This is a genomic window from Pseudarthrobacter sp. MDT1-56 (genome assembly GCF_059383555.1).
Map to the genome: position 1 here is coordinate 14,311 of NZ_JBWZCK010000005.1, position 23,982 is coordinate 38,292.

Here is a 23,982-nt window from a genome sequence, read left to right on the forward strand (position 1 = left end):
AAAGTGTTGCGGATGTCACACGTGATTCGGCTTACAAGGTGCCCCGCTATGAGGTAGTGTCCGGCAGTCCGAGGGCACGACTCCGTTCCCGCAGCAGGGCCTCCAACAATTCGGAAACGTGCGCCGGCGCTTCGATCCGGAACTGGGCCTGCGTGAAGTCCAACCCGACCTTCACGCCCAGGTCCCCCGGGAGCAGGCGCGCCAGGGCGTCCTCGTCGGTGGTGTCATCGCCCGCGAAGACCGTGGCCGTGGCGCCGGTCGCCTGGCGCAGGAAGGAGACGCCTTCCCCCTTGGAGGCGTGCACCACGGAGGTCTCCAGTACGCGGTTGCCGCTCTTCAGGTACACCCCGGGCCGGTCCTGCAGCACGGCGCGGGCAGCAGCGACAGCGTCCTCGGCGACATCGTCCGCGGCAAGCCGGGTGTGCAGGACGACGCCGGCCGGCTTGTCCTCCAGCAGGGTTCCCGGCGCCACCTCCACGATGCCCTCCAGCTCGCGCCGGACCTCGGCGAGCAGTTCCCGGCGGGCGTCATCGAGATCCAGTTTCGAGGACCCGGGTCCCATCCAGACTTCGGCGCCGTGGCTGCCGATCAACAGCGTCTTTTCCGGGGGGAAGGCGACCGCCCGCAGGCTGTCCAGGGCGCGCCCGGAGATAAGCGCCGTCGTCGTCCGCGGAAGCTCGGTGAGCGCGGCGAAGGCCGCTGCCGAGCGGGGGAGGGCGCGGGCATCCCCGGCATGGTCCACGAGGGGTGCCATGGTGCCGTCGAAGTCCATCGCGACCAGCAGCTGTTCGGTGGCGGCGATGAGGCGCAAGGCGTCGAGGAGCTCCGGGGAGAGGGAGAGCGGTGTCTGCTTGGGGGCCTGCTCAGGAGTCATCGCGGATTACCTTTTCTTCGAGCGCGCTCAGGAAATCCGAGGACCAGCGGTCGACGTCGTGGTCCAGGATCTGTTTGCGCATCGAGCGCATGCGGCGTGCGGCCTCCGTCGGCTGCATGTTGACGGCCTTCATGATGGTGTCCTTGAGGCCGTCGATGTCGTGCGGGTTCATCAGCAGGGCCTGCTTGAGCTGGTCCGCGGCGCCGGCGAACTCGCTCAGCACCAGTGCGCCGTCGTTGTTGGTGCGGGCCGTGACGTATTCCTTGGCGACGAGGTTCATCCCGTCGCGCAGGGCGGTGACGAGCATGACGTCCGCCGCCAGGTACAGCGCCACCATCTCCTCGACGGGGTAGCTGTGGTTCAGGTAGCGCACGGCGGTGTTCTGCATGGTGTCGTAGGTGCCGTTGATGTGGCCGACCGTGCCTTCGACTTCTTCGCGCAGGAGGCGGTACTGCTCCACCCGTTCCCGGCTGGGACTGGCCACCTGGATCAGGGCGGCGTCTTCCACCGTGACCTGGCCGTCGGCCAGGAGTTCCTCGTAGGCCTTGAGCCGGTGCCGGATGCCCTTGGTGTAGTCGAGGCGGTCGACGCCGAGAAGGATGGTTTTCGGGTTCCCGAGATCACGGCGGATCTGCCGGGAGCGTTCGATGATCTCCGGGTTCCGGGCCAGTTCGCTGATCTGCTGGACGTCAATTGAGATGGGGAACGCCTGGGCGCGGGCGATGTGGGTGGTGGCCCCGTCGCTGCCCTTGACGTGGATTTGCTGCTGCTTGACGCTGGCCCCGAGGAAGCGGCGTGCGGAGCGCATGAAGTTGCCGGCGTCGCTGGGGCGCTGGAAGCCGACCAGATCGGCGCCCAGCAGCCCGTCGATAATGGCCCTGCGCCACGGCAGTTGGGCAAAGATCTCCGGCGGCGGGAAAGGAATGTGGTTGAAGAAGCCGATCTTCAGGTCCGGACGCGCTTCGCGGAGCATCTTTGGGACGAGCTGAAGCTGGTAGTCCTGGACCCAGACCGTGGCGCCGGGGCCGGCGTGGTGGATGACGGCGTCCGCGAACCGGCGGTTGACCTTGCGGTAGGAATCCCACCAGGTCCGGTGGAACTCCGGCGGGGCAATCACGTCGTGGTAGAGCGGCCAGAGAGTGGAGTTGGAGAACCCCTCGTAGAAGAATTCGATGTCATGGGTGCTCAGCTGGACCGGAACGAGGTCGATGCCGCCATGGCTGAAAGGCTGGACATGCTCATCCGGCGCGCCGTGCCAGCCGACCCACGCACCGTCGGTCTTGGTCATCATGGGGGCAAGCGCGGTGACCAGGCCGCCGGGGGATCGGCGCCAGCCGCCCTCGCAGCCGGGCTCGTCCGCGTCACAGCGGTCAACCGGCATGCGGTTGGAGACCACCATGAAGTCATACTGCGCGTCCCGGTCAGTGTCGCTGCGGCCGGGCGCGCCGGCCCCGTGCGCGTCCGCGCCGGTGGATTCTGGATCCGACCCGGCGTGTTTGGTTGCCTGCATTGGTGCTCCCTGGGGTTCGCTCGTGGCTCCTATCCACCCTAGCCCGGCGCAATCTTCTGGGCTATTCGTCCGTTGGGAGGCGGGAAGGAAAGTTGAAAGCGCAAGTTCCCAGATTTCTCCCCTAAAATGATGAATTGCCACCCAGTGGATATCACCGGCCGATCGACCCGAGGAACTAATGAGCCCCGCAAACGAACCCCGTCAGTCCAAAACAGAGCGAACTGCCGCGGCCCGCGAGAAAGCCCGTGAAATCCGCGAGGCGCAGGTCAAAAAGGACAAGCGCAATAAATTGCTCATCGGCTGGGGCATCGTTGCCGCCGTCGTGGCCATCATTGTGGTGGTGGCGCTGGTCGTCACCTCGAACATTCAGAAGAACGCGCCGATTGCGGACGAGGGACCCACCCCGGCCAACGGCAACGTGTACGGCGGCGTCACGCTGCTGGCCAACTCGGAGGTCGCGAAGACCGAGCCTGCGACCGTCCGGGTCGCCGATATTCCCGCTCCGGCGGAAACCCCGCCCGCGGAGGTGACCGCCCCCGGTGCCGAAGCTGAGGCGGGCAAGCCGGTCAAGGTGGTCCTCTACATCGACTTCATCTGCCCCGTGTGCAAGAACTTTGAGACCCAGTACAACGAGACCCTCACAACCCTTCGCAACGAAGGCAAGATCAGCGTGGAGTACCGTCCGCTGGGCTTCCTGGACACCCGCTCCACCACGAACTACTCCTCCCGTGCGGCCAACGCCGCAGCCTGCGTTGTGAACGAATCGCCGGAGAAGTACGCGGACTTCGTCAATGCGTTGTTCGAGAAGCAGCCTGCTGAAGGCGGCGCCGGCATCTCGGATGCGGATCTGAAGAAGATGGCCACCGACGTCGGGGCCAAGAGCATCGAAACGTGCGTGGACGAGAAGACCTTCCGTCCGTGGGTGAAGTACACCACCCAGCAGGCGGCCTCCATCGGTGTCACCGGCACGCCCACCGTGTTCGTTGACGGCAAGCAGTGGGGCAAGGGCGAGAGCGCCCAGACCCCGTTCGAGGAGTTCCTCCAGGCCGCCATCGACGCCAAGCAGTAGTCGGCAGGACCCAACAGCAAACTGCGGGCCCGGTTCTGGATTCTTCCGGAGCCGGGCCTGTTTTTATCACCGGCCATCCGTGGGCTAACCTTATCTAGCGCCATGGCGCCAGGCCCCTCACGGCGGCCCGGTGCCCGCCGGCGCACAGGAATGCCTCCTTAGCTCAGTTGGCCAGAGCACCGCTCTTGTAAAGCGGGGGTCGTCGGTTCGAATCCGACAGGGGGCCCCATAGAAGAACCGCGCCGTTGTTGGGAAGTATCCCCTTGACGGCGCGGTTTTCGTTTGTCCATTAGTCGGATTCTCTGGCTGCGTTCTTCCCACCTTGCGTCGCGGGATCTTCACCCATTTACAGGCCGAACTACCGTGGCACAGAACGGTCCCTTTGTGGACAATGTTCCTACAGGGCACATCACGTCGAATGGTTTGCCCAAGCCATCCGAGGCACAGTCTGATTTACTGACCGGCCTGCCGGGACAACCGGCAGGCCAGAGTTATTTGGGGGACACCATGACCGCCAGACGCCTGAATCGTCGCCGCGGCAACGCCGCCGGCTTGTCTCTTCTCATTGTGGCGGTCCTCTTGTCCGGCTGCGCCGCCGGCGCGCCCGCCGAACCCGGCACCTCCACCCAACCCGCCTCCAGTCAGCCTGCTCCCACCCAGCCCGGTGCAGCGACCTCGGCGGCCGCAACCTCCGCCCCCGCGGAACCGGCGTCGGCTGCCTTGAAAGACAGCGCGCCGTACCAGGCCCTGACCGCGGAGCAGCAGCAGAAGATCAGCGCGCTGGAAGCCATGGACCAGTCCACGTTCGAGCAGCAGAGCCGGGATGACCAGCTGGCCTACGGGGCGTTCCTTCGCGAGGTCTACCAGGAGGACGCAACCGCGGAGGCGGCCGGCAACGCGCCGGAGGCCACGATCCCGGCGGCCGGGAAGGTGTCCCGGACAAGCACCGGAGCAGAGATCATCAACGATGAACGGCTTAAGGAAGCCATCGCCCGCCGGAGCGCCCAACCCGACGGTGCAGCACCAGCCACAGCCGCAGCGACCGGCAGCAACTACACCAAGATGGCGCCGTCGCGCGTTTCGCCCCTCTTGGCCACGGTCTACGCGGAAGTCTCCGCGCCGTCCGGACCGTCCCAGGACAGTGCCCTCGCCGGGCTCACGGACCCGGAGCGCATGCTCATCGTGGACGAATCGAATAACTTCATTCCCTATGACGGCTCCTGGGAGCAACTCGAATTCAAGGTCGTCGAGATGCAAAGCACTGAAACCCAGGCCCGCAGCCAGCTCTACTTCGCCTTCACGCCGTTCACGGATATTCATGGCGCCAAGGACGGCGTCTGGGTCTTGATGTTCAACGCCCAGGAGTCGCAGGAAAGATGGATCCCCGATTTGGCCGTGATCGACTGATCGAACAACCGCACCGAGGCCTTCGACGGGGCTCCGGAGCCAGGGAACCGGACGGGCGCCCGAGGGACGTTAGGCCCTAGACCCGGGGATTCCGCACGGCGGAGTCTGGGCGTATGACTGAAACCAACCCGGACAAGACGCCGGACATCAAGTCCACCCAGCTTCAGGAACAGCCGACGGCGGTGCTGCGCGAAACCGTTCCCATGAAGGGGCTGCGTGAATTTTTCGGCCGCGCGTACAGCTCGGTGATGAGTGCGGCGGAACAACAGCACGTCCAGCTGGCCGGACCGCCATTCGCGATGTATCGCGGCATGCCCACCGACGTCGTCGACGTCGAGGCGGGATTTCCGGTGGCGGCGCCGTTCCCCGGCGGGGGCGACGGCGGTGTGACCGCGGGGTCCCTCCCTGCCGGCCGGGCCTTCGAAGCGATGCACGTGGGCCCGTACGAGACTCTCCCCGACACGTACGGGGCGATCATGGCGAAGATGCAGGCCGAAGGCCTGACGCCGGGCAACACGATGTGGGAGTACTACCTCAGCGACCCCGCGGTAGAGCCGGACCCGGCGACCTGGAAGACGCTCATCATCTGGCCCGTCGCCTGAGCACGGCCGGCGGTGCAGGCTACCCGGCGTCGAACCCTCTGGGGGAGTCTTTGGCGCCCGTCGCTGTGCCCTGTTCGTCCTGTTCGCATGGCCGCGTGACGCAAAGTGTCTGATTCGCCACACTATTCTTCAACTGCGTGCATAATGTCCTAAACTGCTTCACTGAGGTGCCTGAAATGGCGCTGCGCAGCAACGAAAGTGAACCCCCAAATGGCTACCGATTACGATGCACCACGCAAGACAGAAGAAGAGTCTCCCGCTGAGTCGCTGGAGGCACTTCAGGCGTCCCGCGGCGGCGGCGCCCAGACTGCTGTCATCGATGTCGACGAGAACGACACGGCTGAAGGCATCGACCTTCCCGGCGCTGATCTTTCCGGCGAAGAACTGACCGTCATTGTTGTTCCCGAGCAGTCCGATGAATTCACCTGCTCCTCCTGCTTCCTGGTCCGACACCGGTCCCAGGTGGCCAAGGAAAAGAACGGCCTGAAGTACTGCCGCGACTGCGAAGGCTAGGGGAACCTTCCACCGCGCACCACCACTTCACAACTTTCCAGCAAGGCACCGCGAAGCGCCGGATTCCGTAAAGGGGCCGGCGCTTCGCCGTTGCCCGGAGTTTCCCGGCACCCGGACGACGGCGGCGCAACCGTCCCGTGACCCGGCGCAGCGCAGCCTAACGGTTTGACGCAGATCCGGCCCACCCCTCGATTCGGGCCGGAAACGCTCCTATTCTGGAGCTATCTCATCTCTCGAGGGGGCGGCCCACATGAAGAAGTTCCGGGTATGGCTGGTGGCTATCCTGATGGCTGTCGGATCGGCGCTCGTGGCGCCCGGTCCCGCAGCGGCGGCTCCCTACTGCGGACTGGTGTGGGGGTCCCTGGTGAAGGCGGAACCGGCGATGAGCCAGGCCCAGGTGACGAATGTCCGTACGGGGCAGCACTACTGCTTCGACCGGCTGGTCATCGACCTCAACGGGCCCGTCAGCGGCTACACCGTCCGGTACGTTCCGCAGGTGGCACAGGACGGCTCGGGATTTCCTGTCCCGCTGCGCGGCCTGGCGTTCCTCCAGGTCACGGCCAACGCGCCGGCCTACGTGAACGGCGACGCCACCTACAACCCGGCCGACCCGAACGAACTGAGCAACGTCAGCGGCTACCAGACCTTCCGGCAGGTGGCATGGGCCGGCAGCTTCGAAGGCTATTCAAGCCTTGGCCTTGGGGTCCGGGCCCGGCTGCCGTTCCGCGTCTTCACCTTGGAAGGTCCGGACGCGGGCTCACGGCTCGTGATCGACGTCGCGCATTTCTGGTGAGCCCGCCCGCGCGGCTGGCTGCGTCGTCCAGGCAGTGCCCGACGTCGTTAGTAAGCCGACTTAGTAAGCTGACCGAGAAATTATCCGGGGACCGTCGCGGTCCTGTTGCGCCCTGCGGTAGCGTCGGAGATATCGGACCTAGCGATGCCGGACGCCACGGTATCGCACCTACTCAGGAGGACGCATGAAAGCTTCACCGACCCTCACGACGAACCTGCAGGCGGTGCTCGTTGACCTGATCGAACTTCACGTTCAGGGCAAGCAGGCCCACTGGAACATCGTCGGAACGAACTTCCGGGACCTCCACCTGCAGCTGGACGAGATTATCGATTCTGCCCGTGCCTTCGCGGATGATCTGGCGGAGCGCATGCGCGCCCTCCACGCCCTTCCGGACGGCCGCAGCTCCACGGTGTCCAAGTCCACCTCGCTCGCCGAGTTCCCAAACGGCCTGATCAACACCAAAGACGCCATTGAACGGATCGTGGCGGCCCTGGAGGCCGCTGTCGGCACGATGCGCAAAGTCCATGACGAAGTGGACGAAGAGGACCCCACCACGGCGGACCTGCTGCACGAGTTTATTGCCAAGTTTGAGCAGTACGCCTGGCTGGTCAACGCGGAGACGATGCGGGCCAACTCCAGTGTCACCACGGCGGACAGCAAGTAGCGTTCCCCCGCAGTCCCCAGCGCCCGGCCCCGGTTCCCACCGGCGCCGGGCGCTGGGCGTTTTAAGCCGCCCGGCCGGCTCTGGGGCGTTCCAATTTCCAGGCTATTTGGCGGTCGGCACCTTCCGGAGCACGACGGCGGCAAGCACTGACGCCCCTGCCATGAGCACGAGGGCGATGGTGGCCGTGATGTGGACGCCGGAATCGAACGCCGACCGGGCGGCGGTCATCACGGCCTCCGCCAGCGGTCCCGGCAGGGCCTGTGCCAATTCCACGGCACCGGCGAGCGTCTCGCCCGCCTGCGCTGATGCCTCAGCCGGTGCCGCGTCCACGGCGCCGGCCGGAAGCCGGAGATTGCCCTGGTAGGAAGCCGTCAGGATGGAGCCGAGGATGGCGGTGCCCAGCAGGGAACCGATTTCGTAGCCGGTCTCGGAAATCGCGGCCGCCGCCCCGGACTTCTCTGCCGGGGCGGCACCGAGGATCAGGTCGTTGGAGATGGTCTCCGCGGCGCCGACCCCGAGGCACAGCACCAGCAGGGCCGCCAGCAGCAGCGCCGGTCCGTTGCCGTGATCGCCGAAAGCCACGAGGAAGTAGCCGCCGGCGCTCAGGAGCAACCCGCCGGCGACCACGAAGCCGGGGCGGACCTTTTTTACCAGCGGCACCACCAGCAGCCCGGCCAGGACGGTGGCGATAAGCGCGGGGACCATGGCGACGCCGGATTCCGAGGGAGACTGGCCCTCGAGCAACTGCAGGTGCTGGGCCAGGAAGAGGATGAAGCCGTTGAAGGAGAACAGCGCCAGCACGTTCGCGATGATGGCGGTGCTGAAGACCCGGTTGCCAAAAAGGCTGAGATCCAGCAGCGGAGCGGTGCGGTTTCGATCCGCGGGGCTTCCCGCCGCGGGGCCGCGTGCCATGCCGCGTGCCGCGCCGTCCTGCGGCAGGCTGGCTGCCAGGAGCTGCCGCTGCCGCCGGATGAAGACGTAGCCCATCAGCAGTCCAAAGGCGATGGCGGCCAGCGGTTCCAGTGCCAGCCCGTGCGTGGCCAGGACTTTGATGCCGTAGACCACCGGCACCATGACCAGCAAGGACAGGAGGATGCTGGTCACGTCCACCCGGCCCGGGTTCGGGTCCCGGGATTCCGGGATCAGTGCCGGACCCAGAACCAGCAGCGGCAGGATGATCGGCACGGCAACCAGCAGTATTGCGCCCCACCAGAAGTGCTCCACCAGCCAGCCGCCGAAGATCGGGCCCAGAGCGGCGCCGCCGGAGAAGCCGGCGGCCCAGATGGCCACGGCCAGCCGGCGCCGGTTGGGCTCGGGGAAGATGTTGCGGATCAGGGACAGGGTGGAGGGCATCAGCATGGCGCCGAAGAACCCCAGCCCCGCCCGCCCGGCAATCAGCCATTCCGCGCTGGGGGCGAAGGCCGTGACCGCCGAGACGGCAGCGAAGCCCGTGCTGCCGATGAAGAGCAGCCGGCGGCGGCCGATCCTGTCACCGAGGCTGCCCATCGCCACGAGGAGACCGGCGAGGACCAGGGGATAGGCGTCAACAATCCAGAGCAGTTCCACGCCGGAGGCGTCGAGGCTGCGCGCGATGGCCGGCAGTGCGAAGGTCAGCGCCGTGTTGTCGACGGCCACGAGCAGCACGGGGAACATCAGCAGCGCCAGCGCCAGCCAGTCGCGCCACGGCGCGCGGGGCGCTTGGGCCTGAATCGTTCCGGCGGCGGGGTTGCCGATGGATCCGGTGCTGCTGCGGGTGAGGGAAGTCTTGCTCATAAACTTAACTGTACCGTCTGGACGGTACAGTTAAGAAACCCAACGCAAGGACTTGGCCCCGCCACGGGGCATGATTGGAACCATGGCCAGAAAACCCGTCGCCCGCGAAGCCGTCCTTGACGCGTTCGAATCCCTGCTCATCGAAGAGGGTGAACGTGCCGCGACGCTGGATGCCGTGGCCCGGCTGGCCGGCGTCTCCAAGGGTGGGCTGCTCTACCACTTCCCCAACAAGGAGGCGATGATTTCCGTCCTGCTGGAACGGCTGGACCGGCTGCTCGCCGAGGACCTCGCCGCCATGGCCGCCGCCCCGGAAGGCGCCGCGGCGTTCTTCATCAAGTCCTCCGTCTGGGCGGACACGCCGCTGGACCGGGTCTTCGTGGCCGCCACCCGGCTGGCGGAAGTGGCCCACGAGGAAACCCTGCGCCGGATGGCCGCGGTCCAGGCGAGCTGGCTGGAACTGCTGGCGGCCGATGTCGGCCCCGCCATGGCCAAGCCGGTCCTTTACATGGGCGACGGGCTGTACTTCAACGCCATGCTGGCGCGCGGCCCGGGCGGTCCGTTTCCGGAGGTCGGCCCCGACGTCGAAAGCCTGCTCCTCGCCCTCGAGCGGCTCCGGCGCTGACCGGACCAGCCGCCCCGGCCCGCCGAAATCGCCGGACGCGCCCCGGGGTCGCGGGAACGTTACGGCGACACCGCAGCTTTCCCGCGACTCCGTGACCGACGGCGGCCCTGGCACGTCACTGGTTTGCGGACACGGGCCGGGCGTAGGAGAATAGGGGCTGTGACTGTTGTCACGCAAATTTAATATGCCTTTGATCTGCGGCGGGAGAGTTCTGCAAGTAGGTACAAGCAGGCGCCGTAGGAGCAAACCCTCCCCAGGAATCTCTCAGGCCCATGTACCGCCGCGGCAAGGCAACTCTGGAAAGTAGCAGGCTGTCTTTTGACATGCTGTGCTCACCGACGGTGCAAGCGGGGCCATGCGAGAGCACGGCTACGCGGAAACTCTCAGGTCCAATACAGAGCGGGGAGGAACCCGAATCAATGTGGCGTACCCTGCGCCGCCTTAGTTATGGAGTTCCTTGTGACTGTTACCTCAGCCTCCACGTCCTTCGTTGACCGGCACATCGGCGCCCGCCGCCAGGCCGACGTCGACGCCATGCTGAAGGCTGTCGGCTACGACACCGTCGATGCGCTCGTGGACACGGCCGTCCCGAAGGACATCCGGCAGGACTCCGCACTGGCCCTCGGCCAGGCGCTCAGCGAAGTCGAGGTCCTCGCCGAGCTGCGCAAGCTCGCCGCGAAGAACAAAACCGCCGTCCAGATGATCGGACAGGGCTACTATGACACCCTCACCCCGGCCGTCATCCGCCGCAACATCCTCGAAGCCCCGGCCTGGTACACGGCCTACACCCCGTACCAGCCGGAAATTTCCCAGGGCCGGCTCGAGGCGCTGCTGAACTTCCAGACCATGGTCCAGGACCTCGTGGGCCTGCCCATTGCCAACGCCTCGCTGCTGGACGAAGCCACCGCAGTCGCCGAGGCTGTGCTCATGATGCGCCGGGCCAATAAGAACAAAACCGCCCACGACGGCAAGACCGTCCTCGACGCCGACTGCCTGCCGCAGACCATCGCGATCGTTAAGGGCCGCGCCGAGGCGCTCGGCTTCGAGGTCGAGGTCGCCGACCTCTCCAAGGGTCTGCCCGACGGCGTCATCAACGGCGTTGTCCTGCAGCAGCCCGGCGCCTCCGGCCGCGTGTTCGACCACACCGCCGTGATCGCCGACGCCAAGGAACGCGGCGCCCTCGTCACCGTCGCCGCGGATCTCCTGTCGCTGACCCTCATCACCCCGCCCGGCGAGCAGGGCGCCGACATCGCCGTCGGCTCCGCCCAGCGTTTCGGCGTCCCGCTGTTCTTCGGCGGCCCGCACGCCGCCTACATGGCGGTCCAGAAGGGCCTCGAGCGGTCCATGCCCGGCCGCCTGGTCGGTGTCTCCAAGGACAACGCCGGTGTCCCGGCCTACCGCCTGGCGTTGCAGACCCGCGAGCAGCATATCCGCCGCGAGAAGGCCACCTCCAACATCTGCACCGCGCAGGCCCTGCTGGCGATCGTGTCCTCCTTCTACGCCGTTTACCACGGCCCGGACGGCCTGAAGGCAATCGCTGAGACCACCCACGGCCACGCCAGGACCATTGCAGCCTCGCTGAAGGCTGCGGGCCTAGACGTGCTGCACACCAGTTTCTTCGACACTGTGACCGTCCCGGTCCCCGGCAAGGCCGCGCAGATCATCGCCGCCGCGGACGCCAAGGGCATCAACCTGCGCGCCATCGACGCGGACACCGTCGGCATCTCCGCCGATGAAGCCACGACGGCGGCCATCGTCGCCGACGTCGTCGCCGCCTTCGGTGCGACGGTGGCCGGGCCTGCCGCAGACACGGACACCGCTTTCGCGCTGGATGCCGCCGTCGAGCGCACCTCCGACTACCTGCAGCACCCGGTCTTCAACACACACCGCTCCGAGACGCAGCTGCTGCGCTACATCCGCCGGCTCTCGGACCGGGACCTGGCGCTGGACCGCACCATGATCCCGCTGGGTTCGTGCACCATGAAGCTGAACGCCACGGCCGAGATGGAAGCGATCTCCTGGCCGGAGTTCGCCTCCATCCACCCCTTCGCCCCGGAATCCCAGACCGCCGGCTGGCGCGAACTGATCGAGGACCTCGAGGCCCAGCTGACCGAGATCACCGGCTACGACCAGGTCTCCATCCAGCCCAACGCCGGATCGCAGGGCGAACTCGCCGGACTGCTGGCCATCCGCGGCTACCACCTCTCCCGCGGCGACGCCCAGCGCAACATCTGCCTGATCCCTGCCTCCGCACACGGCACCAACGCCGCCTCTGCGGTCCTTGCCGGGATGAAGGTTGTCGTCGTGGCCACCGCCGCCGACGGCACGATCGACCACGCCGACCTGCGGGCCAAGATCGAGCTGCACAAGGACGCGCTGTCCGCGATCATGATCACCTACCCGTCCACCCACGGGGTGTTCGACGCCGACGTCCGCGAGGTCTGCGACGCCATCCACGCCGCCGGCGGCCAGGTCTATATCGATGGCGCCAACCTCAACGCCCTCGTCGGGCTGGCCCAGCCGGGCCTGTTCGGCGGCGACGTCTCGCACCTGAACCTGCACAAGACCTTCTGCATCCCGCACGGCGGCGGCGGCCCCGGCGTCGGCCCGGTCGCGGCCAAGGCCCACCTGGCACCGTTCATGCCGGGCAACGCAGCGGATCCCGCCAACGGCGAAAGCGGCACCCCGATCTCCGCCTCCCGCTACGGCTCGGCCGGAGTGCTGCCGATCTCCTGGGCCTACGTGAAGCTCATGGGCGGCCAGGGCCTCACCGAGGCCACCAAGTCCGCCCTGCTCGCGGCCAACTACATCGCTGCCCGCCTGAACGACTTCTTCCCGGTGCTGTACACCGGCGAAGGCGGACTCGTGGCCCATGAATGCATCCTGGACCTGCGCGAACTCACCGCCAAGACCGGCGTGACCGCCGAGGACGTCGCCAAGCGCCTGATCGACTACGGGTTCCACGCACCCACCCTGGCGTTCCCGGTGGCCGGAACCCTGATGGTCGAACCCACCGAGTCCGAGGACATCGGCGAGATCGACCGCTTCATCACGGCCATGATCTCCATCCGCGCCGAGATCGACCAGGTGGCCCACGGCAACTTCACCGTCGAGCACAGCCCGCTGCGGAACTCCCCGCACACCGCTGCCGCCGTCATCAGCAGCGACTGGGACCGCGAGTACCCGCGCGAGCAGGCCGTCTTCCCGGTCCACACGCTCAAGCAGGACAAGTACTTCCCGCCGGTCGGCCGGATCGACGGCGCCGCCGGGGACCGCAACCTGATCTGCTCCTGCCCACCCCTCGAATCCTTCGAAGAAGACACAACAGTCCACTCCGCCAATTCCGCCTCTAACAACTAGGGACAGCCAACGATGACTGAGAACTACACGGCCCTTTACGAAGAGCACAAGAAGCTCGGCGCCTCCTTCACGGACTTCGGCGGCTGGCAGATGCCGCTCAAGTACAGCTCCGAACTGGCCGAACACCACGCCGTCCGCAAGTCCGCGGGCCTCTACGACCTCTCCCACATGGGCGAAGTATGGGTTACCGGCACTGACGCGGCGGCCTTCCTCGACTACGCACTGGTAGGCAAGATCTCCGCGATGGCGGTCGGCAAGGCCAAGTACTCGCTGATCTGCAACGCCGACGGCGGCATCATCGACGACCTCATCACCTACCGCCGCGGCGACCAAAAGTTCCTGGTGGTCCCGAACGCAGGCAACGCGAAGGTTGTGGCCGCGGCCCTGGCCGAGCGGGCTGCAGGCTTCGACGTCACTGTCGAGGACGCCTCCGTTGTGACCTCACTGGTCGCCGTGCAGGGGCCCAAAGCCGAGGAGATCCTGCTGCGCCTTGTTCCGGCCGCGCAGCACGAACTCGTCACCGGCCTGAAGTACTATGCCGCCGTTGACGTCCCCTTTATGTTCGGCGGCACCAGCCAGGAACTCCTCCTCGCCCGCACCGGCTACACCGGTGAGGACGGCTTTGAGATCTTCGTCGCCAACGACGACGCCGCCGCCCTCTGGCAGGCGCTCGTGGCCATCGCCGAGGACGGCGAACTGACACCCGCCGGACTTGCGTCCCGCGACTCGCTCCGGCTCGAGGCCGGGATGCCGCTCTACGGCAACGAACTCTCCGTCGACGGCAACCCGTTCGCCGCCGGACTGGGCCCGGTCGTGGCCCTCTCCAAGGATGGCGACTTCGTCGGCAAGGCTGCCCTCGCCGCCAAAAAGGAAGCCGGCGCAGGCACCAGCGCGGGCCGCAAGCTTGTCGGTCTCAAGGGCCTCGGCCGCCGGGCCGGACGCGGCCACTACCCGGTCCTGAAGGACGGCAGCACCGTCGGTGAGGTCACCTCAGGCCAGCCCAGCCCGACCCTGGGCTACCCGGTCGCGATGGCCTACGTCGACGTCGAGTTCACCGAACCCGGCACTGCCCTGGACATCGACCTCCGCGGCAAAGCCGAACCGTTCGAAGTCGTCGCCCTGCCGTTCTACAAGCGCCAAAAATAAACCTTAGATTCAGCACCCACGACCACTTCAAGACTTAGGAAAAAACACATGGCAAGAGTTGCCCCTGAACTGCAGTACTCCGACGAGCACGAGTGGGTTGCGCGGGACTCCGGCAACGCCGGATCCAACGTTGTGTCCATCGGCATCTCGGCGATCGCCACGGACGCCCTCGGCGACATTGTCTACGTGGACCTGCCCGAGGTCGGCGCCATGGTCACCGCGGGGGAGACCTGCGGCGAGGTCGAGTCCACCAAGTCCGTCTCGGACCTGTACGCCCCCGTCACCGGCGAGGTCACCGAAACCAACCCGGCCGTCGTCGAGGACCCCGCGCTGATCAACAGCGACCCGTACGGTGCCGGCTGGCTCTTCAAGGTCGCCGCCGAATCGGACGGCCCGCTGCTCTCCGCCCAGGAGTACGCATCCAAGAACGGCGGCGAGCTGTGAGCGCGGCCGCAGGCACAGCCACAGCCGCCGGCACGGATTTCGCGTTTGAGCAGGTAGTCTCCCCGAGCCTGGACGCCGAGCTGTCCGCGCTGGACCCGGAGATTGCCGCGAAGATCGACGCCGAGCTGACCCGCCAGCGGGACGGCCTGGAAATGATCGCCTCGGAGAACCACACCGCCAAGGCCGTCATGCAGGCGCAGGGTTCCGTGCTGACGAACAAGTATGCCGAGGGCTACCCGGGCAAGCGCTACTACGGCGGCTGCGAGCACGTTGACGTGATCGAGCAGCTCGCGATCGACCGGGTCAAGGACCTGTTCGGCGCCGGGTACGCCAACGTCCAGCCGCACTCCGGCGCGCAGGCCAACGCCTCCGTCATGCACGCCCTGATCCGCCCCGGCGACACCATCATGGGCCTGAACCTGGCGCACGGCGGGCACCTCACCCACGGCATGAAGATCAACTTCTCCGGCCGCCTGTACAACGTGGTCCCGTACCAGGTCCGGGAGGATGACCACCGGATCGACATGGCCGAGGTGGAGCGCCTGGCCCAGGAGCACAAGCCGCAGCTGATCGTCGCCGGCTGGTCGGCGTACGCCCGGCAGCTGGATTTCGCCGAGTTCCGCCGGATCGCCGATTCCGTGGGCGCGTACCTGATGGTGGACATGGCCCACTTCGCGGGCCTCGTCGCCGCCGGGCTGCACCCGTCCCCAGTGCCGCACGCGCACGTCACCACGTCCACCACGCACAAGACCCTCGCCGGTCCGCGCGGGGGGATCATTCTCTCCAACGACGCCGACATCGCCAAGAAGATCAACTCGGCCGTGTTCCCCGGCCAGCAGGGCGGCCCGCTGGAGCACGTGATCGCGGGCAAGGCCGTGGCCTTCAAGATCGCCGCGTCCCCCGAGTTCAAGGAACGCCAGGAGCGGGTGCTGGCCGGAGCCCGGATCCTCGCCGAGCGCCTGGTCCAGCCGGACGTCACCGCCAAGGGCATCAACGTGATCTCCGGCGGCACCGACGTGCACCTGGTCCTGGTGGACCTGCGCAGCTGCGAGCTGAACGGTCAGCAGGCCGAGGACCGCCTCGCGGACATCGACATCACCGTCAACCGCAACGCGGTGCCCTTCGACCCCCGCCCGCCGATGGTCACCTCCGGGCTGCGCATCGGAACCCCCGCGCTGGCCACCCGTGGCTTCGGCGAGGCGGCGTTCACCGAAGTTGCGGACATCATCGCGGAGGCACTGATCGCCGACGCCGGCGCGGACCTGTCCGGTCTGCGCTCCCGGGTGGAGGCCCTCGCCGCCGCCCACCCGCTCTACCCCTCGGTTGCACACCTCGCCTGAGAGCCGTATTACAGGTAGTAGCAGCAGTACAGATCACGACGCCGGGCCGCCGCCACAAGCGGCCGCCCGGCGTCGTGCATCCGGCGGAACCGCCGCCACCCGGCGGCCGCACCGCCTTCCGGCAGGACCATCTGCCGGGCCACAGTTAAAGCTAGTTAGGAACGACAATGGCCGTTGGAGTCTTCGACCTTTTTTCCATCGGAATAGGGCCCTCCAGTTCACACACCGTGGGCCCGATGCGGGCTGCTGCGGTGTTCGCCGGGGAACTCAAGGCCTCCGGAGTCCTGGACCGTGTGACGGCACTGCGCGTTGACCTGTACGGCTCCCTCGCCGCCACCGGGCACGGCCACGGCACCATGACCGCCATCATGCTGGGCCTGGAAGGCTTCCACCCCGAGCTGATCCTCCCCGAGGAAGTGGAGGAACGGCTCGCCACCATTGCCGAGACCGGCATCCTGCAGCTGGCCGGCGCCGGCGAAGGGACAGGCATCCCGCTGCCCTACGGTGTGAAGGACATGGTCCTGCGCCCCCTGACCATCCTCCCGCGGCACACCAACGGCATGACGTTCACCGTCTCCGGTGCCGACGGGGAAGTCCTGCACAGCGCCACCTTCTTCTCCGTGGGTGGCGGCTTCATCGTCCGCGAGGGCGAGGAGGACGCGGCGCTCAAGGAGCTCGATGAATCCAAGAAAGAACTGCCGCTGCCCTTCCGCACCGCCGCGGAACTGCTGGGCCGCTGCCAGTCCAAGGGCCTCTCGATCGGCGAGATCATGTTCGTCAACGAGCGCGCCTCCCGGACCGAGGCGGAGATCCGCGAAGGCCTCCTGCACATCTACTCCGTGATGGAAGGCTGCGTCGACGTCAGCCTCAAGCGCGAGGGACTGCTGCCAGGCGGACTCAAGGTCCGCCGCCGTGCGCCCGACTGGCACGAACGGCTCATGAAGGAAACCCGCGGCCAGGACCCCGACTACCGGGACCCGAAGTACTGGCAGGAATGGGTCAACCTGATCGCCCTGGCCGTGAACGAGGAAAACGCCTCGGGCGGCCGCGTGGTCACCGCCCCGACGAACGGCGCCGCCGGCATCATCCCCGCCGTCCTCTACTACGCCCTCCACTTCGCGCCGGGCATGGACAAAGCCACCCAGGCCGACCGGGACGACGTGGTGGTCAAGTTCCTGCTGACCGCCGCCGCGATCGGGGTGCTGTACAAGGAACAGGCCTCGATCTCCGGCGCCGAGGTCGGCTGCCAGGGCGAGGTCGGCTCGGCGTCGTCGATGGCCGCCGCCGGCCTCGCCGAAGTCATGGGCGGCACGCCGCAGCAGGTGGAAAACGCCGCGGAAATCGCGATGGAGCACAACCTCGGCCTGACCTGCGACCCGATCGGCGGGCTTGTGCAGATCCCCTGCATCGAACGGAATGCCATCGCCGCAGCGAAAGCCATCAACGCCGCCAAGATGGCGCTCTGGGGCGACGGTTCGCACCGGGTGTCCCTCGACGAGGTCATCGTGACCATGCGGGAGACCGGCAAGGACATGAGCTCCAAATACAAGGAGACCGCGATGGGCGGCCTCGCCGTGAATGTGGTGGAGTGCTGAGTCAGTTGTACAGCGCAACCCAGAGGTTCAGCGACGAAGCGAACACGATCCAGGCGAGGTAGGGCAGCAACAGAAGCCCGGCCGTGCGGCTGACCGGTCCGAAGCGGAGCACAGTGACGGCCACGGCCACCGCCAGGGCCACAATGATGCCAAAGGCGATCCACAGGGCCGGTGTGCCGAGCGCCGGGTACAGTCCGAAGAACACCGGCGTCCACAGCAGGTTCAGCACCAGCTGCACAACGTAGGCGGTGAGGGCGGACCTGGTCCCTTCCGCCCGCCGGCGCCAGACCAGCCAGGCAGCCACGGCCATCGCGGTGTAAAGGGCTGTCCAGACCGGCCCGAACAACCAGTTCGGCGGTGACCACGGCGCCTTGTCCGCGGTGGCATACCAGCCGTTGACATTGTTGGCGGTGGCCAGTCCGCCCAGTCCCGCAACCAGGGCCGAGGCCGCGAGAAAGGCCAACAATCCCAGCAGCTGGGGGCCCAGCGCGAGCTTCCCGGGCGCGCGACCCTGGCTTCCGGATCCTGCGGCCAATGATTGCTGATCAGCGGGCATGCTTCCAGCGTAGCGCGTCCGCTCCGGCCGGGAACATGGGGCCGGGCGGATAGACTTGAACCTGTATGTCCGCATACCCGCCGACGCTCGTACCGCAATGATTGGATGCCGCACCCTTGCGTGAATTCACTGCCCGCTTCGCCTCTGCCGAAGAGATCGCCACCTGGGACACCCACGTCACCGCGAACCCCAATGGCGGCAATCTCCTGCAATCGGAAGCCTTCGCCGAGGTCAAACAGCACTTTGGCTGGAAGCCCCTTCACCTCGTGTACGAGACGGCCGATTACACGAGCTATAACCTCATCCTGGAGAAGTCCTTCCCGCTCCTGGGCAAGCTCTGGTACCTGATCAAGGGCCCCGATGTGGCATCGGTCGAGGACATCCCCGGCATCGCCGCGGCCAACGCCGAATTCGTCAAGCGCGCCCGGCTGGGCGTCTTCGCCATCAAGATCGAGCCGGACATCGTTCTCTCCCCGGAAGCCAAGCGGGTGATCGAAGGCGCCGGGCTGGTCAAGACCCACAACCTGCAGCCCAACGACTCCACGGCCCTGCTCGACATCTCCCCGGAACAAAACCAGCTGCTGCGCAATCTCCACTCCCGCGGCCGCAACGCCGTCCGCCGCGCCATCCGCGAGGACGTGGTGGTCCACAACATGGAACCCACCGAGGATAACTTCCGCGCCATGTACGCGCTGATGACCAACACCGTGGAAGCAAAGTCCCAGGTCCGGGTCCGCGAGTACGAGTACTACCGGCAGTTCTGGACCAACTTCATCAGCCGCGGCCAGGGCAGGCTGCTCTTCGTCTACGAGGACGGCGTTCCCTCCGTGGGCGCCTTCGTCATCTGCTACGGCCGCAAGGGCACCTACAAGGACGGCGGCTCGCTGCAGAAACGCGGCCAGTACGGCGACTCCCACCTGGTGCAGTGGACGGCCATCACCCAGCTCAAGGACCTTGGCTGCACCGAATACGACTTCTGCGGCACGCCCCCCAGCGACCAGCTCAAGGACACGTCCAACCCGTTCCACGGGCTGGGCCTGTTCAAGACCAGCTTCAGCAAGACCGTGACCGACTTTGTCGGCTGCTACGACCAGGTGCTGAGCCCGCTGAAGTACAAGGCCTGGATGGCCGCGGGGGAGCGGATTGCCCGCCAGCTCTACACCCGCCGCACTGGCCAGCAGTTCTACTAAACCGGCTGCCACGGAAATTAAGGACGCCGGAATGACCAAGGAACCCGACGGCCGCCGCAGGCCGCACACCGACGGACTGCCCAGAACCGAGCCGATGTCGGCCACGCAGGTGCGCCAGAACGCTGCGGCCAAGCGGATGCTGCGCCGCCTGGTCCAGGGTGAGAACCCGCCGACCGCCCCGATGAGCATCGTGGACCGTCTCGCCGGCAGCCCCTATGCCAACCCGATGATCCAGGTGGGCGGGGTGGACACCTCTGCCCGAAAGACCATCGACTTCGCGCTGCACCTGGCCGAGTCCATGTTCCGGTACGGCGCTGGCGCCCTCGAAGTGGAAACCAGCATCATTGCCATCACGGCCGCGCTGGGGCTCAAGAACATCGAAGTGGACATCACCAACCAGTCGGTGGCCATCAACTACGCGCCCAAAGACCAGACGCCCATCACCTTGCTGCGTGTCGTGCGGTCCTGGACCAACAACTACGCGGGCCTGGCCAAGGTCCACCAGCTGGTCACGGACATCGTCGCCGGCGGGGTGGGACGTGAGGAGGCCGTGCGCCGGCTCGACGAAATCACCCACAGTTCCAAGCCCTTCCCACGCTGGATGGTCACGGTGGCGTTCGGGGTGTTCTCCGCCGTCTTCGTCGGTGTGCTCGGCGGCGGCCCCGGAGCCTCAGCCGTCGCCTTCCTCTCCAACCTGCTGGTCAGCCTGCTGGCCCGAAAGCTGTCGCGCTGGCGCACCCCGGACTTCTTCGTCACCGCCGCGTGTTCCTTCCTGGTCACCTTCATCGCCCTGCTCTTATGGCGGTTCGGCGGTTTGGTAGGAATCCAGATACCTCCCGCCATCGTGGTGGTCGGCGGCATCCTGCTGCTGCTGCCGACCGGACGGCTCGTCTCCTCGGTGCAGGATGCGATCAACGGCTTTCCGGTCACGGCGGCCGGCCGGTTCGTGTCCACCATGCTGACCTTCGGCGCGCTCGTCGCCGGGATAGCCGTCGGCTTCGTGGTCGGGGACATGACCGGCATGGAGTCGATCGACGTCACCGAAACATTCCCGCCGGCGTATCCGTGGTGGGCCGTGGGTATCATGATTGCCATCGCCGTCGCCGCGATCGGGATCACCGAACAGACCAGTTGGGCGCTGCTGCTCCCCACCGCGGCTGTAGGCGTCATCGGCTACTTGGTGCTCATCGGCGGTGAGGCCCTGGGTATTGGGCCACGGTTCGCACCGGCCCTGGCCGCCGTAGTGATCGGTCTGCTGGCCCGTGTGGTGGCCCTGCGGATGGGCGCTCCGCAGCTGGTGGTGGCCGTTCCCGCCGCGCTGATCCTGCTCCCCGGGCTTACTATATTCCGTTCAATGTATGTATTGACCATCGAGGAATCCGAAATCCTCATTGGCGCGGGAGGGATGCTCAATGCCGGGGCCATCGTGCTGGGCGTCGCAGCCGGCATCGTGCTCGGCGACACGCTCGCCCGGCCTCTGACACGCGGGCTGGCCAGCAACGAGCGACGGCGGGCCCGGCGTCGCTAGAGCGCGCGCATGCTAGATCTTCCGCCTGCTAGATCGTGCGCCTGCTGGATCCTGCGCGGTTAGATCTTCCCGATGGGCAGCTTTTTCTCGGCCTGGAAGTCGTCCTCCACCCGGCCCATCGCCCAGTAGCCGGAGAGCGAGACCTGGGAGCGGTCCAGTCCGCGCTGGGCGTAGAGCACCGCGCGCAGGCTCTTCATGTAGCCGCGCTCACCGTGCGCAAAGACCTGCACCCGGCCCTCCAGCCACGTGGCATCGCGCACCGCGCTGACCAGCAGTTCACTGGCACCGGCAGGCACGCCGCCGCGCAGCAGCCAGTGCAGTTCCACACCGGCCGGCGCGGCGATGGCTTGGATGTCGGCGTCGCCGTCCACCTCGAGGAAGGCAAGGCCGCGGGCATCCTCCGGCAGCGATTCGATCGAGGCGCCGATGGCCGGCAGGGCGGACTCGTCGCCCGCGAAAAGGTACCAGTCCGCGGCGGGATCCGGGTTGTAGCCGCCGCCCGGGCCGGTGAAGGTCAGGGCGTCGCCGGGCCGGGCGGACGCGGCCCAGGGCCCCGCGAGGCCTTCATCGCCGTGGATCACGAAGTCGACGGCGAGTTCACGGGCCGCCTCGTCGACCCAGCGGACGGTGTAGGTCCGGGTGTGCGGCCACTGATCCCGTGGCATGGTCTCCCGGACTTCCCAGAGGTCCAGCGGTTCCGGGTAGTCGATCCCGGGCTGCGGGAACACGATCTTGACGTAACGGTCCACGAAGGAGTTGTTCACGTAGCCGGCGAAACCCGGCCCGCCGGCGATGATCCGGACCATGTGCGGCGAGAGCCGCTCGCGGCGCAGGACCGTGAGGTTGGTCTGCGGACGGGATTTCCGGGTGGCCGAAGTGGCTGCGGGGACTGAGGTCATGAAGCCAAGCCTAGCCAACAACCGCCAACAACCCTGGGCGGAACCCTGACTGTGAAGCCTGCTAGGGCAGGGGTGGGAGTTCCCAGTCCACCGTGCCGTCGCCGTGCTCCCGGAGCAGCGCATTGGCGTGGCTGAACGGCCGCGAGCCGAAAAATCCCCGCGAGGCCGAGAGTGGACTCGGATGGGCGCTGGAGATCACCGGTGTGGAACCCAGCAATGGAACGACGGTCCCGGCGTCGCGGCCCCACAGGATCGCCACGAGCGGCGCCGGGGAGCCGTCGGCGTCGACGCGGTCCGCCACGGCGCTGATCGCTGCTGCCGTGATGGCTTCCCACCCTTTGTTCCGGTGCGATCCGGCCTCCCCGGCCCGAACGCTGAGAACCCTGTTCAGCAGCAGCACACCTTGGTCCGCCCAGCCGCTAAGATCGCCGTGGACCCGCGGCGGCAGCCCCAGATCCGCCTCAAGTTCCTTATAGATATTGGCCAGGCTGCGCGGGATGGGCCGGGTGGCGCCGTCCACGGCAAAGGACAGCCCGACGGCATGGCCGGGCGTCGGATACGGGTCCTGGCCCACGATCAGTACCCGGACGTCCGCCAACGGCTGCCGGAACGCCCGCAGCACGTTCGACGGCGGCGGCAGGACCTCGTGGCCCTCGGCGACTTCCCGGCCCAGGAAAGCCAGGACATCGCGCAGCTTCCCCTCCACCGGCGCCAACGCCTCGGCCCAGTCGGCCGCCACAAGCTCCGGCAACGGCCGGCGGGCGAGCTCAGAGAAGCCCGCGGACTGGGTCACTTCGGGCTCCAGCTCGAACAGGGCGTCGGAATCAAGGGAGTCGGAGGTAGGCACAGGGCCCATTCTCGCAGGCAGGCAAATGACAACGCTGTTATTCGCCCGTAACATGGGTGAAGACTTTCACCGGATCCAGCCAGGGAGTGTGTCGTGGCCGAACAAGCGCAAGAGCACCTCGCAACGGCGGCATCTGATGCCGCCGTGATCAGCCCCGAGTCGCCGCTGAGCAGCCGGGACCAGCAGATGTTGGCGCTGGAACGGCAGTGGTGGAAATACGCCGGCGCCAAGGAACAAGCCATCCGGGAGCTCTTCGACCTGTCCGCCACGCACTACTACCAAATCCTGAATGCCCTCATCGACACCGAGGATGCGCTGGCCCACGATCCCATGCTGGTGAAGAGATTGCGTAGACTACGTACGTCACGCCAACGTGCGCGCACTGCTCGCCGCTTGGGCTCAGACGCGTAAAGCACAGCCGGAGGCGCGGATTCCCGCGCGGACGCCGGCGTGGGCAAATCGTCAGAAATCAGCAAGGACGTCGTTTTTACCATGACCAAATACGCTCGGGATGAATTTGATCGGGTCCCGGAGACCTCCACACGCCAGGGTGTCCACCGGGCCGTCGCCGAATCCCGCCGTGGCCGCCGCCTGGGGTCCATCCTGGCCGTCGGAGCCGCTGCACTGGCCGTCGGCCTCGTGGCCTTCCTGCTTCTGCCGAAGCTTGGACTCTCCTCCGCCGGAGAAACGATGGCTGTCTCGGCCGAGCAGGGCGGCAGCAGCGCCGCCGCGTCGCCCGCCCCCACGGCCTCCACCCAAGCGCCGTCCAGCCCCGAGCCCTCCACCCCGTCGCCGTCGAGCGCGGCGCCCGTCAGCCCGCAGGCCGGCGCGACGCCCTCCGCGTCCGCCACCCCCGCCGCGTCCGCCGTCGTCGACAAGACCCAGCCGGTAGCGGTTTTCAACGGCACGACCACCGCGGGGCTGGCGAACCGCGTAGGCGGAACCGTCTCCACCGCCGGCTGGACGATCGGCACGCTGGGGAACTGGGGCGGTGTGCCCCAGCAGCGCTCGGTCATCTTCTACAGCGGCGCCGCGCAGAAGGTCAACGCCGAAGCCCTTGGCAAACTCCTCGGCATCCCGACCGTAGTGGACTCGGCCGAGTTCCAGCTCCCACTCGTGGTGGTCCTGGCGCCCGGTTTCCAGTAGCCCGATCCGGTTACGCCTGAATAACTATTGGCCTCCTGGCCCGCCCCCGCCCTGCGCTCCTGCCTGAGGCTGTGGGTAAAGTATTTGCGGACTGCGTTTGCATT

Annotated in this window: 22 protein-coding genes, 1 tRNA gene and 2 riboswitches; of the genes, 17 read left to right on the forward strand and 6 right to left on the reverse strand. The window is 67.0% G+C overall.

Features of this window, described 5'->3' with window-relative positions; translation table 11 throughout:
• Positions 1-46: 46 nt before the first annotated feature.
• Positions 47-874 carry a trehalose-phosphatase gene (gene otsB, locus AC50YC_RS08360; RefSeq protein WP_494953085.1) on the reverse strand — a complete coding sequence of 276 codons (828 nt, stop codon included), beginning with the start codon at positions 872-874 and terminating at the stop codon, positions 47-49.
• A complete protein-coding gene (locus AC50YC_RS08365) occupies positions 864-2,273 on the reverse strand; it encodes an alpha,alpha-trehalose-phosphate synthase (UDP-forming) (protein ID WP_494953322.1) in 1,410 nt (469 codons plus the stop codon). The genes otsB and AC50YC_RS08365 overlap by 11 nt, the downstream gene beginning before the upstream one ends.
• Positions 2,274-2,562: 289 nt before the next feature.
• Here AC50YC_RS08365 and AC50YC_RS08370 point away from each other — a divergent pair, with 289 nt between their 5' ends.
• From AC50YC_RS08370 to AC50YC_RS08400, 7 genes are all read left to right on the forward strand, one after another.
• Positions 2,563-3,453, forward strand: a complete 891-nt coding sequence (locus AC50YC_RS08370) for a DsbA family protein (RefSeq protein ID WP_494953086.1) — start codon at positions 2,563-2,565, stop codon at positions 3,451-3,453.
• Positions 3,454-3,605: 152 nt separating this feature from the next.
• Positions 3,606-3,682 (forward strand) — tRNA-Thr (locus AC50YC_RS08375).
• A gap of 278 nt (positions 3,683-3,960) precedes the next feature.
• Positions 3,961-4,860 (forward strand): hypothetical protein, encoded by a 900-nt coding sequence (locus tag AC50YC_RS08380; protein WP_494953087.1) that lies wholly within the window; start codon positions 3,961-3,963, stop codon positions 4,858-4,860.
• A gap of 113 nt (positions 4,861-4,973) precedes the next feature.
• Positions 4,974-5,462 (forward strand): GyrI-like domain-containing protein, encoded by a 489-nt coding sequence (locus AC50YC_RS08385; RefSeq protein WP_494953088.1) that lies wholly within the window; start codon positions 4,974-4,976, stop codon positions 5,460-5,462.
• A 210-nt stretch (positions 5,463-5,672) separates the two neighbouring features.
• Positions 5,673-5,975, forward strand: coding sequence for a DUF4193 domain-containing protein (locus AC50YC_RS08390; RefSeq protein WP_056741192.1), 303 nt, complete (start codon positions 5,673-5,675; stop codon positions 5,973-5,975).
• Positions 5,976-6,225: 250 nt separating this feature from the next.
• Positions 6,226-6,768: an AMIN-like domain-containing (lipo)protein gene (locus AC50YC_RS08395; protein ID WP_494953089.1), complete on the forward strand. Its 543-nt coding sequence runs from the start codon at positions 6,226-6,228 to the stop codon at positions 6,766-6,768.
• A 184-nt stretch (positions 6,769-6,952) separates the two neighbouring features.
• On the forward strand, positions 6,953-7,432 hold the full coding sequence (locus AC50YC_RS08400; protein ID WP_494953090.1) for a Dps family protein: 480 nt from the start codon (positions 6,953-6,955) through the stop codon (positions 7,430-7,432).
• Positions 7,433-7,534: 102 nt separating this feature from the next.
• On the opposite strand, the gene AC50YC_RS08405 is transcribed toward AC50YC_RS08400, so the two are convergent.
• Positions 7,535-9,205 carry an MFS transporter gene (locus AC50YC_RS08405; RefSeq protein ID WP_494953091.1) on the reverse strand — a complete coding sequence of 557 codons (1,671 nt, stop codon included), beginning with the start codon at positions 9,203-9,205 and terminating at the stop codon, positions 7,535-7,537.
• An 82-nt stretch (positions 9,206-9,287) separates the two neighbouring features.
• Here AC50YC_RS08405 and AC50YC_RS08410 point away from each other — a divergent pair, with 82 nt between their 5' ends.
• The 6 genes from AC50YC_RS08410 to AC50YC_RS08435 all read left to right on the forward strand — a co-directional run bounded on the left by AC50YC_RS08410 (position 9,288) and on the right by AC50YC_RS08435 (position 17,712).
• Complete coding sequence (locus AC50YC_RS08410) at positions 9,288-9,827, forward strand: TetR/AcrR family transcriptional regulator (protein ID WP_494953092.1); 540 nt, start codon at positions 9,288-9,290, stop codon at positions 9,825-9,827.
• A gap of 191 nt (positions 9,828-10,018) precedes the next feature.
• Positions 10,019-10,117, forward strand: a riboswitch (glycine riboswitch).
• Between the two features lies 1 nt (position 10,118).
• A riboswitch (glycine riboswitch) is annotated at positions 10,119-10,235 on the forward strand.
• Between the two features lie 39 nt (positions 10,236-10,274).
• On the forward strand, positions 10,275-13,187 hold the full coding sequence (gene gcvP, locus AC50YC_RS08415; protein ID WP_494953093.1) for an aminomethyl-transferring glycine dehydrogenase: 2,913 nt from the start codon (positions 10,275-10,277) through the stop codon (positions 13,185-13,187).
• A gap of 12 nt (positions 13,188-13,199) precedes the next feature.
• The gene (gene gcvT, locus AC50YC_RS08420) at positions 13,200-14,333 is read left to right on the forward strand and encodes a glycine cleavage system aminomethyltransferase GcvT (protein ID WP_494953094.1); all 1,134 of its coding nucleotides are present in this window, start codon (positions 13,200-13,202) and stop codon (positions 14,331-14,333) included.
• 48 nt (positions 14,334-14,381) lie between these two features.
• Positions 14,382-14,777 (forward strand): glycine cleavage system protein GcvH, encoded by a 396-nt coding sequence (gene gcvH / locus AC50YC_RS08425; protein WP_494953095.1) that lies wholly within the window; start codon positions 14,382-14,384, stop codon positions 14,775-14,777.
• Positions 14,774-16,117: a serine hydroxymethyltransferase gene (gene glyA / locus AC50YC_RS08430; protein WP_494953096.1), complete on the forward strand. Its 1,344-nt coding sequence runs from the start codon at positions 14,774-14,776 to the stop codon at positions 16,115-16,117. Before gcvH ends, glyA begins: the two co-directional genes overlap by 4 nt.
• Positions 16,118-16,284: 167 nt before the next feature.
• On the forward strand, positions 16,285-17,712 hold the full coding sequence (locus AC50YC_RS08435; protein WP_494953097.1) for an L-serine ammonia-lyase: 1,428 nt from the start codon (positions 16,285-16,287) through the stop codon (positions 17,710-17,712).
• Position 17,713: 1 nt separating this feature from the next.
• Here the strand turns inward: AC50YC_RS08435 and AC50YC_RS08440 are convergent, their stop codons facing one another.
• Positions 17,714-18,268, reverse strand: coding sequence for a TspO/MBR family protein (locus AC50YC_RS08440; RefSeq protein ID WP_494953098.1), 555 nt, complete (start codon positions 18,266-18,268; stop codon positions 17,714-17,716).
• Positions 18,269-18,384: 116 nt separating this feature from the next.
• On the opposite strand from AC50YC_RS08440, the gene AC50YC_RS08445 reads away from it, so the two are divergent.
• The gene (locus tag AC50YC_RS08445; protein ID WP_494953099.1) at positions 18,385-19,458 is read left to right on the forward strand and encodes a lipid II:glycine glycyltransferase FemX; all 1,074 of its coding nucleotides are present in this window, start codon (positions 18,385-18,387) and stop codon (positions 19,456-19,458) included.
• A 31-nt stretch (positions 19,459-19,489) separates the two neighbouring features.
• Entirely contained in the window at positions 19,490-20,986 is a 1,497-nt protein-coding gene (locus AC50YC_RS08450; RefSeq protein WP_494953100.1) for a threonine/serine exporter family protein, read from the forward strand.
• 59 nt (positions 20,987-21,045) lie between these two features.
• Here the strand turns inward: AC50YC_RS08450 and AC50YC_RS08455 are convergent, their stop codons facing one another.
• Together AC50YC_RS08455 and AC50YC_RS08460 are read right to left on the reverse strand one after the other, a co-directional pair.
• Positions 21,046-21,885, reverse strand: coding sequence for a siderophore-interacting protein (locus AC50YC_RS08455; protein WP_494953101.1), 840 nt, complete (start codon positions 21,883-21,885; stop codon positions 21,046-21,048).
• A gap of 61 nt (positions 21,886-21,946) precedes the next feature.
• Positions 21,947-22,741 (reverse strand): uracil-DNA glycosylase, encoded by a 795-nt coding sequence (locus tag AC50YC_RS08460; protein WP_494953102.1) that lies wholly within the window; start codon positions 22,739-22,741, stop codon positions 21,947-21,949.
• 84 nt (positions 22,742-22,825) lie between these two features.
• On the opposite strand from AC50YC_RS08460, the gene AC50YC_RS08465 reads away from it, so the two are divergent.
• Both AC50YC_RS08465 and AC50YC_RS08470 read left to right on the forward strand, forming a co-directional pair.
• The gene (locus AC50YC_RS08465; RefSeq protein WP_494953103.1) at positions 22,826-23,143 is read left to right on the forward strand and encodes a DUF3263 domain-containing protein; all 318 of its coding nucleotides are present in this window, start codon (positions 22,826-22,828) and stop codon (positions 23,141-23,143) included.
• Positions 23,144-23,224: 81 nt separating this feature from the next.
• On the forward strand, positions 23,225-23,878 hold the full coding sequence (locus AC50YC_RS08470) for a LytR C-terminal domain-containing protein (RefSeq protein ID WP_494953104.1): 654 nt from the start codon (positions 23,225-23,227) through the stop codon (positions 23,876-23,878).
• Positions 23,879-23,982: the final 104 nt, after the last annotated feature.